The organism is Rhodocyclus purpureus, from assembly GCF_016653115.1.
GTDB lineage: Bacteria > Pseudomonadota > Gammaproteobacteria > Burkholderiales > Rhodocyclaceae > Rhodocyclus > Rhodocyclus purpureus.
The window spans coordinates 82,247-94,111 of record NZ_NHRX01000048.1; the positions used below are offsets into that span (position 1 = coordinate 82,247).

Annotated in this window: 11 protein-coding genes; 6 read left to right on the plus strand and 5 right to left on the minus strand. The window is 63.5% G+C overall.

Annotation, left to right across the window (positions count from 1 at the left end; translation table 11 throughout):
- The first annotated feature begins 903 nt into the window (after positions 1–903).
- Entirely contained in the window at positions 904–2,520 is a 1,617-nt protein-coding gene (locus CCR84_RS10015) for a hypothetical protein (RefSeq protein ID WP_201211821.1), read from the plus strand.
- A gap of 504 nt (positions 2,521–3,024) precedes the next feature.
- Here the strand turns inward: CCR84_RS10015 and cysN are convergent.
- From cysN to CCR84_RS10040, 5 genes are all read right to left on the minus strand, one after another.
- On the minus strand, positions 3,025–4,308 hold the full coding sequence (gene cysN / locus CCR84_RS10020; RefSeq protein WP_201211822.1) for a sulfate adenylyltransferase subunit CysN: 1,284 nt from the start codon (positions 4,306–4,308) through the stop codon (positions 3,025–3,027).
- Entirely contained in the window at positions 4,308–5,261 is a 954-nt protein-coding gene (cysD, locus tag CCR84_RS10025) for a sulfate adenylyltransferase subunit CysD (protein ID WP_201211823.1), read from the minus strand. The genes cysN and cysD overlap by 1 nt, the downstream gene beginning before the upstream one ends.
- Before the next feature lie 98 nt (positions 5,262–5,359).
- On the minus strand, positions 5,360–6,097 hold the full coding sequence (locus CCR84_RS10030; RefSeq protein ID WP_201211824.1) for a phosphoadenylyl-sulfate reductase: 738 nt from the start codon (positions 6,095–6,097) through the stop codon (positions 5,360–5,362).
- Positions 6,094–6,621, minus strand: coding sequence for a DUF934 domain-containing protein (locus CCR84_RS10035; protein ID WP_201211825.1), 528 nt, complete (start codon positions 6,619–6,621; stop codon positions 6,094–6,096). The genes CCR84_RS10030 and CCR84_RS10035 overlap by 4 nt, the downstream gene beginning before the upstream one ends.
- The gene (locus CCR84_RS10040; RefSeq protein ID WP_201211826.1) at positions 6,602–8,314 is read right to left on the minus strand and encodes a nitrite/sulfite reductase; all 1,713 of its coding nucleotides are present in this window, start codon (positions 8,312–8,314) and stop codon (positions 6,602–6,604) included. The genes CCR84_RS10035 and CCR84_RS10040 overlap by 20 nt, the downstream gene beginning before the upstream one ends.
- 162 nt (positions 8,315–8,476) lie before the next feature.
- Between CCR84_RS10040 and CCR84_RS10045 the strand changes: the two genes are divergently transcribed.
- From CCR84_RS10045 to rplI, 5 genes are all read left to right on the plus strand, one after another.
- The gene (locus tag CCR84_RS10045) at positions 8,477–9,418 is read left to right on the plus strand and encodes a CysB family HTH-type transcriptional regulator (protein ID WP_201211827.1); all 942 of its coding nucleotides are present in this window, start codon (positions 8,477–8,479) and stop codon (positions 9,416–9,418) included.
- A gap of 923 nt (positions 9,419–10,341) precedes the next feature.
- Entirely contained in the window at positions 10,342–10,716 is a 375-nt protein-coding gene (gene rpsF / locus CCR84_RS10050) for a 30S ribosomal protein S6 (RefSeq protein WP_201211828.1), read from the plus strand.
- An 11-nt stretch (positions 10,717–10,727) separates the two neighbouring features.
- Positions 10,728–11,072 carry a primosomal replication protein N gene (gene priB, locus CCR84_RS10055; protein WP_242508657.1) on the plus strand — a complete coding sequence of 115 codons (345 nt, stop codon included), beginning with the start codon at positions 10,728–10,730 and terminating at the stop codon, positions 11,070–11,072.
- A complete protein-coding gene (gene rpsR, locus CCR84_RS10060) occupies positions 11,044–11,319 on the plus strand; it encodes a 30S ribosomal protein S18 (protein WP_201211829.1) in 276 nt (91 codons plus the stop codon). The genes priB and rpsR overlap by 29 nt, the downstream gene beginning before the upstream one ends.
- A 17-nt stretch (positions 11,320–11,336) precedes the next feature.
- Entirely contained in the window at positions 11,337–11,783 is a 447-nt protein-coding gene (gene rplI, locus CCR84_RS10065; RefSeq protein ID WP_201211830.1) for a 50S ribosomal protein L9, read from the plus strand.
- The last annotated feature ends 82 nt before the right edge of the window (positions 11,784–11,865 follow it).

The window sequence follows — 11,865 nt, forward strand, 5'->3', positions numbered from 1 at the left end:
GTGGTGCCCCTGAGCGTGAAACGCAGCCATTCGCTGCCGTCATTGCGAGGCGCGTAGCGCCGTGGCAATCCAGTTCGTTCTTCTTTCTCCTCGCCCTTGCAGGGCATCCAGGCGCGATCCGATGCGAGGCCTACGAACTGGATCGCCACGCCCTGCGGGCTCGCGATGACGCGTCCCCATCTCGTCATTTGACGAGTCGCTATCTCGTCATTGCGAGGCGCGTAGCGCCGTGGCAATCCAGTTCGTTCTTCTAGTTCAGCGCCCCTGACAGCGATCCGCGACCGACACGATGCGAGCCCTACGCACTGGATCGCCACGCCCTGCGGGCTCGCGATGACGTGCTGTCTGGGCCGCCACGCGCTGCGGGCTCGGATGACGGCCTCAGTCCCGCTGCATGCACTCCTGGCACTGCCGTCATTGCGAGGCGCGTAGCGCCGTGGCAATCCAGTTTGTTCCTCCGTCCCCCTCACCCTTGCCAGCCATCCACGGGCGACCCGATGCGAGCCCTACGCACTGGATCGCCACGCCCTTCGGGCTCGCGATGACGCGCTGTCTAGATCGCCACGCCCTGCGGGCTCTCGATGACGCGCTGTCTGGATCGCCACGCGCTGCGGGCTCGGACGCGCCGCTATCACGTCATTGCGAGGCGCGTAGCGCCGTGGCAATCCAGTGTGTTCTTCCGTCAGCGTGTTGCGGGTTCGGGGTGGTTCGTCCCTGAGTGCGGAAGGCCGGCCGAATTCGCCCGGCCTTCCGCATTCAGGATGGTTCTGCATGATCGAGCGAGCTTCTTCGGGTGAAATTCCGGTTGAGTTGACAGGGGGCGAAAGGCGCAGTGATACTCGCGTTGGTGCCGTTGCGTTTCCTATCCACTGCCCACCGCATAATCAATAAAAAGGATTGTCCGTGACAAACAAAACATTTTTTAATTTATCATCAGTGACGAATTGGCCAAAAAGATCAGATAAGGGTTGGTGCCAATTCTTAAACGATAACGGAGTATGGGACCCGAGCAAGAGTGGCGGAGAGACCGATACTACTCAATACTTTACAGTCCCTGCTAAAGCATACTACACAATCTACGGTAGCATTGACGATTACGGCAAAGTATGGATCGACGACAACTATGTTTTAGAAATCAAAGATTATAAGAACACTTGGAGTTGCTCAGTTTTACTTGAAGAAGGCGAACACAAGATTAGAATATTGGGGCACGACAACAAATACAATTACGGTATTGCAGTTACAGTAGAAGGCGATGTTGACTCACAAGTAGCAGCACAGACCGCAGCAAACCAAAAAGCAGACGACGCAGAAGCAGCACAGGCAGCCGCAGCAGAGGCACAAAAGACCTATGAGTCAGCACAGGTAGCAGTTAAAGCAACAGCTTCAACTGAATATAGGACCACAGTTACACTAGGATCCAAAGACGCAGGTATGACTGCATCAAGTTCAGGTTCCGCAAGTGCAAGTGCTGGCGCAAGTGCAGGCGCCACAGTTACTGACACATCTGCATCGGCCAGTGCAAGTGCAGGCGCGAGTGCAGGAGCAAGCATTGAAGGATCAGCTGACGCTCACGCAGGTAATCAATATGCAGGAGTTGACGCAGGTGCAAGCGGTTCGGCATATGCAGACGCAAGTGCAGACGCAAATGCAGAAGCAAGTGCAGGATTGAATGGTAACAATGCAACAGTTGGTGCTAGTCTTGAAATCGTAGTTCGTGCTGAAAGTGGAGTAAGTGCTGAAGCTGTGGCCAGTGCAACAGTACTAGGTATGGAAGTAGCTAGTGCAAATGCTAGCGGATCAGCAAGCACATACACAGAAGTACATGTGAGAGCAGACGGCAGCATGACAGTGGGGCAGAATGGTGTTGCTGTTGAAGCAGGTGCAATTGCAGGCTATGGTGCAGGTGCAGGTGCAGAAGGCAGTGCTCGCTTTAATACTCTGTTAGGGGGCGGCAGCGTTGAGGGCGGCGCAGAAGTAAGCATTGGAGCACAGGTAGGTGCAGAAGGCGAAGCCCATGCAACTTACGAAGATGGAAAGATATCAATTGGTATCAGCGGCGAAGCAGCACTGTTGGTAGGACTTGATGCAGACATAGACTTTGACATGGATATAACTCCTGCAATTGATGCAGTCAATGCAGCACTACACGCAGGCGCGACTATAGACCAAGCAGTAGCAGAGGCAAACAAGCAACTACACGCTGTCACAGTTGAATATAACAATACTCAAAAGCAAGCACAGGCTTATGCCGATCAATGTTTGAAAGCAGCGAACGATGCAGCAAAAGTTGCCAATGATGCAGTTAATGCAGCACACAACGCAACAGTTCAAGCGACCAAAGCAATCGACGATGCTATTAAGACAACTGAGCAAGAGTTGAAGAACGCAGGCAAGACTGTTTCTGATGGTGTGGTCCAGTTAGGCAACACCATGGAATCAGGCGGCAAAGCGGCTATCAATGCTGTTAGCAAAGGCGCTAGTGACGCTTGGAAGAAAACCAAAAAGTTATTTGGTTAATAACTAATGGCGATGTAATAAAAAAGCTGATTCGGCGATATGTGTCGGCGAGCCTGCTGTGAGATGGCGAAGCCCGGAAAGCTGTACGCGCGGAAACGACGGAATAGCGACGTACAGGCGCATGGCGTGTTTGAGGACGGGATGCCAGAAAGGCCGATACTCAGTCACGATGTAGAAACTCTCGACTGGAGAGCCGTGTGCGGGAAAACCGCACGCACGGTTCGAAGGTAGGGGTGGGCGAGTGCTCACCCCTACCCCTTTATGACGGCACGAGTCGGCGCGTTTCATGCTCTGCTGGGCTGACGCGCTCTTTCGCGGCTGACGCCGTTCCCACAAAAACGATCACGGCATCGGCCTGTCGTGGGAGGGCCGGCAGGCCCGAATCGAGGACGAAAAACGCTCACGGCATCGGCTTTTCGTGGGAGGGCCGTAAGGCCCGAATCGAGGACGATGCGCTCGCCAAGCTGATCATGTCCCGGGCGGCGGGCCCGGGACATGGGCGGATCAGAGGATCATGCCGGCGCCGACGGTGTTGTTGTTGCTCTCGTCGATGACGATGAAGGCACCGGTGGCGCGGTTGTCCTTGTACGGGTCGACGAACAGCGGCTGCGCGAGCTTGAAGTTCACCACGGCGATGTCGTTCATCGCCAGCTTGTCGGCGGGCAGGTTTTCGAGCGTGTTCACGTCGAGGCGGTGCTCGATGGCGGTGAGCTTGGCCTTCGAGTCGCGCGTCGTGTGGCGGATCAGGTAAGTGCGCGCGCGGTCGAGCGGGTTCTCGGCGAGCCAGCAGACGGTGGCGCGGATTTCCTTGACCACCGCCGGCGCCTCGTCGCTCTTGACGATCATATCGCCGCGCGAGGTGTCGATCTCGTCGGCGAGGAGCAGGGTGACCGACTGCTCGTGGATTGCCTCGTCGATGTCGACGCCGCCGATCTGGATCGCCTTGACCGTCGATTCGCGGCCGTTCGGCAGCACGGTGACGGCGTCGCCGACCTTGATCGTTCCGGATTCGACGCGGCCCATGAAGCCGCGGTAGTCGTGCAGTTCGGGGTTGGCCGAGTCCTGCGGGCGGCAGACGAACTGCACCGGGAAGCGGAAGGGCTCGTCGTGCTCGGTGTGCGCGGCCGGGGCGTTCTCGAGGATTTCGAGCAGGGTCGGGCCGTCGTACCAGGAGAGTGCGTCGCCGCGCTCGACGATCATGTCGCCGTTCAGCGCCGACAGCGGGATGAAGCGCACGTCGTCGATGCCGACCTTGGCGGCGAATTCGAGGTAGTCGGCCTTGATCTTCTCGTAGGCTTCCTGCGAGTAGTCGACGAGGTCCATCTTGTTCACGGCGACGACGAGGTGCGGGATGCCGACGAGGCTGGCGAGCTTGGAATGGCGGCGCGTCTGCGTGAGCACGCCCTTGCGCGCGTCGATCAGGATGATCGCCAGGTTGGCGGTCGAGGCGGCGGTGACCATGTTGCGCGTGTACTGCTCGTGGCCCGGCGCGTCGGCGATGATGTACTTGCGCGTGCCGGTCGAGAAGTAGCGATAGGCGACGTCGATGGTGATCCCCTGCTCGCGCTCGGCCTGCAGGCCGTCGGTGAGCAGCGACAGGTCGACGGCGCCCATGCCGCGCTTCTGCGAGGTGCGCTCGATCGCGGTCAGGGTGTCGGCGAGGATGGCCTTGGTGTCGTAGAGCAGGCGGCCGATCAGCGTGCTCTTGCCGTCGTCGACGCTGCCGCAGGTAAAAAAGCGCAGCAGGCCGTTATCGTGGCAAATGCGTTCCACTTGGTGGGCGCTCATCAGAAGTATCCCTCTTTCTTGCGTTGTTCCATGGAGGCTTCGCTGGTCTGGTCGTCCAGACGCGTGGCGCCGCGCTCGGTGATGGTGGTGGTGGCGGTTTCGAGGACGATCTTGTCGAGGGTGTCGGCGTCCGATTCGACCGGCGCCGTGCACGAGATGTCGCCGACGGTGCGGAAGCGTACCTGCAGCTCGACGATCTCCTCACCGGCCTTCGGCAGGTTGGTCAGCTCGCCGGTCGCCAGCGGCACATTGACCGGGACGATGGCGCCCTGGCGGATGACCACCGGGCGCTTGTGCGCGAAGTAGATCGACGGCAGTTCGAGGCCCTCGCGCTCGATGTACTGCCAGACGTCCATCTCGGTCCAGTTCGAGATCGGGAAGGCGCGGATGTTCTCGCCCTTGTGGCTGCGCGCGTTGTAGAGGTTCCACAGCTCGGGGCGCTGGTTCTTCGGGTCCCATTGGCCGAACTCGTCGCGGAAGCTCATGATGCGTTCCTTGGCGCGCGCCTTCTCCTCGTCGCGGCGGGCGCCGCCGATGCAGCAGTCGAAGCCGAATTCCTCGATCGCTTCGAGCAGCGTCACCGACTGGTGCTTGTTGCGCGACTCGCCCTCGTGCTTGAGGACGACGGTGCCGCGCTTCATCGAGTCCTCGACCGAGCGCACGATCAGGCGCTCGCCGAGCTGGGCGGCGCGGTAGTCGCGGAAGTCGACGACTTCCTTGTAGTTGTGACCGGTGTCGATGTGCATCAGCGGGAAGGGGAACTTGCCGGGGCGGAAGGCCTTCTCGGCGATGCGCAGCATGCAGATCGAGTCCTTGCCGCCCGAGAAGAGCAGCACGGGGTTCGAACACTGGCCTGCCACCTCGCGCATGATGTGGATGGCTTCGGCTTCGAGCCAGTCGAGGTGGCTCAAGGTCTTGGCGTTGCCTGCGGCAAGCGCGGAGGGTGCTGTCATGGGTCTCTCGCGATTCGGTTGGGTGCGCCGGAGGGCGCGAAAAATCTTGGTTCTGGCGCGGGGAGGGCAGCGTGCTGCCGCCTTCCCGCGTTCGGTTGTCAGGCCTTGGTGCCGGGGTGCAGGCCGCACTCGCGCAGTTCGGGGTTCTCCCACCACCAGCGGCCGGCGCGCAGGTCTTCCCCCGGGGTCACCGAGCGCGTGCAGGGCGAACAGCCGATGCTCGGGAAGAAGCGGTCGTGCAGCTCGTTGTAGGGCACCTCATGCAGTTGCACGTAGGCCCACACCTCGCGCTCGCTCCACTCGGTGAGCGGGTTGAACTTCTGCATGCCGTGCGCGGCATCGTCCTCCTGCAGCGGCAGGCCTGTGCGCGTCACCGACTGCTGCGCACGCTGGCCGGTGATCCACGCCTTCTTGCCTGCGAGCGCGCGGCCGAGCGGCTCGACCTTGCGCATCGCGCAGCAGGCGCGGCGCAGCTCGACCGAGTCGCGGAAGGCGTTGATGCCGTGCGTGCCGACCCAGGCCTCGACCGTCTCGTGGCGCGGGAAGAGGACGCGCAGCGGCAGCTTCAGTTGCGGGCCGTAGTGGCTGCGTACCTTGGACAGGAGCGTGTAGGTCTCCTCGTGCAGGCGGCCGGTGTCGAGCGTGAAGATCTCGATCGGCAGGCCGCTGCGCGCGATCAGGTCGGTGAGCACCATGTCCTCGACGCCGAGGCTGCTGGCGAACGCCGCCGGCGAGTACTTGGCGGCGATCTCCTGCAGCAGCGCCTGCGCCTGCGCGGCGCGGCGCTCGACGCTGGCGACGAGCTCGGCGTCCTTGCTGTAGTCCGGACGCTTCATGCGGCGGCTCCGCTGGCTTGCGCGCGGCGGCGGAACAGGGGCAGCGGCTCATCGACCGCGGCCTGGTAGCTGTCGCTGAAGGACTTGAGTCCGGCGAGCGCGCGCTCGATGTCGTGGTCGGCGCGCACGGCGAAGGCGTCGAAGCCGCAGCGGCGCATGTAGTGCAACTGGTCGCGCTGCACGTCGCCGATGGCGCGGATTTCACCCCGGTAGCCGTGGCGGTCGCGCAGGCTGCGCGCGATGCTGTAGCCACGGCCGTCGGTGAATTTCGGGAAATCGACGGCGATGAGCGGCAAACGGGCGAGATCGTCGGCGATCGCCGAAGGGTTTTCGTTGGCGGCGAGCCAGACGGAGACCGGCGTTGCGCGCGCGAGCAGTTCTTCGCGGCGCGCCTGCCACAGTGCCAGCGGCACCAGGATCGGCGTCGCCGGCAGTTCGACCGTGGCGATCTCTACGTCGGCGGCGGGCCTGAGCAGCGTCCAGCCGTCTTCCTCGATGCGGTCCTTACGGATTATTTGCGGCATCGGCCGGTTTCCTTTCCTGTGCGAGATGGCGTCCGCGGCCGGCGTAGGCGCGTTCGCGGAACGGGGTGCTGCCGAGGCGGGCGAGGGTGTCGGCGAAGCGTTCGCCGGGCTGGGCGTTCTCTTCATGCACCGCGACCAGTTGCTCGACCACGTCGGCGACTTCCTCGGCGCGGAAGGACGGTCCGATGACGTCGCCGAGCTTCGCCTCGCGGCCGGGCAGGCCGCCGAGGGTGATCTGGTACCACTCCTCGCCGCGCTTGTCGACGCCGAGGATGCCGATGCTGGCAACGTGGTGGTGGCCGCAGGAGTTCATGCAGCCGGAGACGTTCACCGAGAGGTCGCCGAGCTTGTGCTCGCGCTCGGCGGTGAAGCGGCGCTGCACGGCTTCGGCGATCGGCACCGAGCGCGCGTTGGCGAGCGAGCAGAGGTCGCCCCCGGGGCAGCAGATCATGTCGGTGAGAAGGCCCGTGTTGGCCGTCGCCAGTTCGGCCTCGCGCGCGCTGCGCCACAGCTCGGGCAGTTCGGGCAGTCGCACGTCGGCCAGCACCAGGTTCTGTTCGTGGCTGACGCGCAGTTCACCGAAGCTGAAGCGCTCGGCGAGGCCGGCGGCGACGTCCATCTGCTCGGCGTTGATGTCGCCGGGGGCGACGCCGGTCTTCTTCAGCGACAGGGTCACCGCGGCGTAGCCGGGAACCTTGTGTCCATGCACGCAGCGCGCGAGCCAGCGGCCGAATTCGCGGTCCTCGGCGGCGAGGCGATCGAGCTCGCCGCGCTCGCCGGCGGCGTCGGCGACCTGTTGATAGGCGGGCGGCGCGAAGTGCGCGGCCAGACGATCGAATTCCTCGTCGGGAACGGTCAACGGGCCGTCGCGGTAGATCGCCCATTCTTCCTCGACCTGGCGGCGGAATTCCTCGACGCCGAGCGCCTGCACCAGGATCTTGATGCGCGCCTTGTAGGCATTGTCGCGGCGGCCGTGGCCGTTATATACGCGCAGCACCGCGTCGAGGTAGGAGAGCAGGTGGCGGCGCGGCAGGAAGGCGCAGAGCTCCTTGCCGAGGATCGGCGTGCGGCCGAGGCCGCCGCCGACGAAGACGCGGAAGCCGAACTCGCCGGCGTCGTCACGCACGAGTTCGAGGCCGACGTCGTGCGCGAGGACCAGCGCGCGGTCCTCCTGCGCCGCATTGACGGCGATCTTGAACTTGCGCGGCAGGAAGGCGAACTCGGGGTGGAAGGTCGACCACTGGCGGATCAGTTCGCAGTACGGACGCGGGTCGGCGACCTCGTCGGGCGCGACGCCGGCGAACTGGTCGGTGGTGACGTTGCGCACGCAGTTGCCAGAGGTCTGGATCGCGTGCATCTGCACGCTCGCCAGTTCGCCGATGATCGCCGGCGTTTCCTCGAACTTCGGCCAGTTCAGCTGCAGGTTCTGGCGCGTCGTGAAGTGGCCGTAGCCGCGGTCGTAGCGGCGGGTGAGGTCGGCGAGCTTCCTGAGCTGCGTGGCCGACAGCGCGCCGTAGGGGATTGCGATGCGCAGCATCGGGCCGTGGCGCTGGATGTAGAGGCCGTTCTGCAAGCGCAGCGGGCGCAGGTCGTCGGCCGAGAGCTCGCCGGCGAGGTGGCGCGCCATCTGGTCGCCGAACTGGGCGGCGCGCTCGTCGACGAGGCGCTGGTCGGTGGCATCGTAGCGATACATCGGGTTCCGTTTCAGCCGGACGGGTAGGGCGGTCCGGCAATGAGTGGTTAAGTTAGGGTGGCGATGTTAACAGTCGCTTATTGGCGGAAAAAGACTGTTCGGTTAGATTGTTATAACTCAATGTTATAAAATGACGGTCTGACATCGCACACGGGGACGGCCATGAAACTGCAGCAGCTTCGCTATCTCGTCGAGGTCGCCCGCCGCGGGCTGCACGTCTCCGAGGCAGCCGACGCGCTTTATACCTCACAGCCGGGTGTTTCCAAACAGATAAAGCTGCTCGAGGACGAACTCGGCGTCATCATCTTCGAGCGCAACGGCAAGCGCCTGACCTCGATCACCGAGCCGGGGCGCGAGGTGATCGAGATCGCCGGGCGCATCCTGCGCGAGGTCGAGAACATCAAGCGCGTCGGCGACGAGTTCGCCGGCGGCGGCACCGGCAGCCTAGTCATCGCGACGACGCACACGCAGGCGCGCTACGCGCTACCCCTGGTGGTCAAGCAGTTCGTCGATCGCCATCCGGCGGTGCGCCTGTCGATGCGCCAGGGCAGCCCGCAGCAGATCGGCGAATGGACGCGCAAGGGCGAGGCCGACATCGCCGTCGCCACCGAGGGCCTCGACCGCTTTGCCGAACTGGTCACCTTGCCCTGCTACCAGTGGGGCCATTGCGTGATCGCGCCGGCGGGGCATCCGCTGCTCGCTGCCGGCAACCTGACGCTACCGGTGCTGGCGCGCTGGCCGCTGATCACCTACGACCCGGCCTTCTCCGGCCGTTCGCGCATCAACCAGGCCTTCGAGCGCGCGCATGTCGAGCCGAACATCGTGCTCACCGCGATCGACGCCGACGTGATCAAGACCTACGTGAACCTCGGGCTCGGCATCGGCATCATCGCACGCATGGCTTACGACCCCGCGCGCGACTCTGGCCTCGGCATGCTCGACGCCGAACACCTGTTCGGCACCAACACCACCCACCTCGCCCTGCGCCGCGGCGTCCGCCTGCGCCGCTACGAGTACGATTTCATCGAACTCTTCGCCCCCCACCTCCCGCGACGCGCCGTCGACATGGCCATGGAAGGCGGCGGCGACGAGTATCAGTTGTAGATACTGGCACTGCCGTCATTGCGAGGCGCGCAGCGCCGTGGCAATCCAGTTCGTTCCCCCGTCTCCTCGGCCTTGGCAGACATCCACGGCCGACCCGATGCCAGCCCCACGCACTGGATCGCCACGCCCTTCGGGCTCGCGATGACGCGCTGTCTGGATCGCCACGCCCTCGGGGTTCGCGATGACGCGTCGCCATCCCGTCATTGCGAGGCGCGCAGCGCCGTGGCAATCCAGTTCGTTCCTCCGTCTCCTCGGCCTTGGCAGCCATCCACGGCCGACCCGATATCAGCCCCACGCCCTGGATCGCCACGCCCTACGGGCTCGCGATGACGCGCTGTCTGGATCGCCACGCCCTGCGGGTTCGCGATGACGCGCTGTCTGGGTCGCCACGCTACGGGCTCGGATGACGCGCCGCTACCCCGTCATTGCGAGGCGCGCAGCGCCGTGGCAATCCAGTTCGTTCCTCCGTCTCCTCGGCCTTGGCCGCCTCCACGGCCGACCCGAAACGAGACCTACGCCCTGGATCGCCACGCCCTGCGGGCTCGCGATGACGCGCTGTCTGGGTCGCCACGCGCTACGGGCTCGGATGACGCGTCGCCATCCCGTCATTGCGAGGCGCGCAGCGCCGTGGCAATCCAGTTCGTTCCTCCGTCTTCTCGCCCTTGGCCGCCTCCACGGCCGACCCGAAACGAGACCTACGCCCTGGATCGCCACGCCCTGCGGGCTCGCGATGACGGCGTGCTGGTCGCGGACGGTGCCTTGGCTTCAGTTGCTCGTTCCCGTAATTGGCTCCCGCGAGAGCCTCTTTGGCTTGACTCCTTCTTTTATCTTGAGTAGGTACGTGAAAACCCGCTATAATCGCGGGCTTTTCCACCTTGCCCTACCGTTCGCATGGCGGAGGGTTTTTGCCAAAAGGAGTGTTCATGCGTCATTACGAAATCTGTTTCATCGTCCATCCGGACCAAAGCGAGCAGGTCCCGGCGATGGTCGAGCGTTACCGCTCGCTCGTCACCACTCGCAACGGCCAGATCCATCGCCTGGAAGACTGGGGCCGCCGTCAACTGGCCTACCCGATCCAGAAGCTGCACAAGGCCCACTACGTGCTGATGAACATCGAGTGCGACGGCGAGACGCTGGCCGAACTCGAGCACGCGTTCAAGTTCAACGACGCCGTCCTGCGCCACCTGACCATCAAGACGAAGAAGGCGATCACCACGCCGTCGCCGATGATGAAGGAAGAAAAGGCGCGTTCGCTGCTCGAACCGAAGGCTGAAGCCGCGGCCCAGCCGGCGGCCTGAGCGCTGGAGACTTGCTGAACAGCGTCGCCAATCGCGTCGAACTGGCCGGCGTTCTCCTCGAACGCAAGGCCCTGCGCTACACGCCCGCCGGAGTTCCGGTCAGCGAATGCGTGATCCGGCATGAGTCGGAGCAGATCGAAGCGGGCCTGGCACGGCGTGTCGGGTGCGAAGTCTACGCGGTCGGCCTCGGTCCGGTTGCGCGCTGGTTACAGGCAGCGCCGCCCGGAGCGACGGTCCAGATCTCGGGATTCCTCGCCGCGCGGAGCGCCAGCAGCAAGTCTTTACGATTGCACATACACACGATCGAATTTGTAGAAGGAAATCAAAATGGCCAGATTCCTCAAGAAGAAGGATGACAAGGGTGGCAAGAAGCGCGGCGGCGGCATGTTCAAGCGCCGCAAGTTCTGCCGCTTCACCGCAGAGAAGGTCGAGGAAATCGACTACAAGGATGTTGACCAGTTCAAGGAATACATCACCGAAAACGCCAAGATCATGCCGGCTCGCCTGACCGGCACCAAGGCTGGCTACCAGCGTCAACTGTCGGTGGCGATCAAGCGCGCCCGCTTCCTGGCGCTGCTGCCCTACACCGACAACCATCAATAAGACGGGGAGATTGGACGATGCAAATCATTCTGCTGGAGAAGGTCGTCAACCTCGGCTCCTTTGGTGATCTGGTCAAGGTCAAGGACGGTTACGCCCGTAACTTCCTGATCCCGACGGGTAAGGCTCGCCGCGCCACGCCGAAGGCGCTCGCCGAATTCGAAGTCCGCCGTGCCGAGCTCGAAGCCGCTGCCGCCGAGAAGTTGGCCGCTGCTCAAGCCGTTGGCGAGAAGCTCGAAGGCACCGTCGTGCGCATCGCGCGCAAGGCCGGTGTCGATGGCCGCCTGTTCGGTTCGGTGACCAACTACGACGTCGCCGATGGCCTGAAGGCGCTCGGTTTCGACGTCGAGAAGTCGTCGATCCGCATGCCGGCCGGCCCGATCAAGACCGTCAGCGAAACCCCGCTGGAAGTCGCGCTGCACACCGACGTTCTCGCGAACATCACCGTCGCTGTCGTCGGCGAGTAATCGACCGTACGGCATTAAGCCGGAGCACCGCGCGGCAGCATGGCGCGGTGCAGGAAAAAGCCCTGCCTCGGCAGGGCTTTTT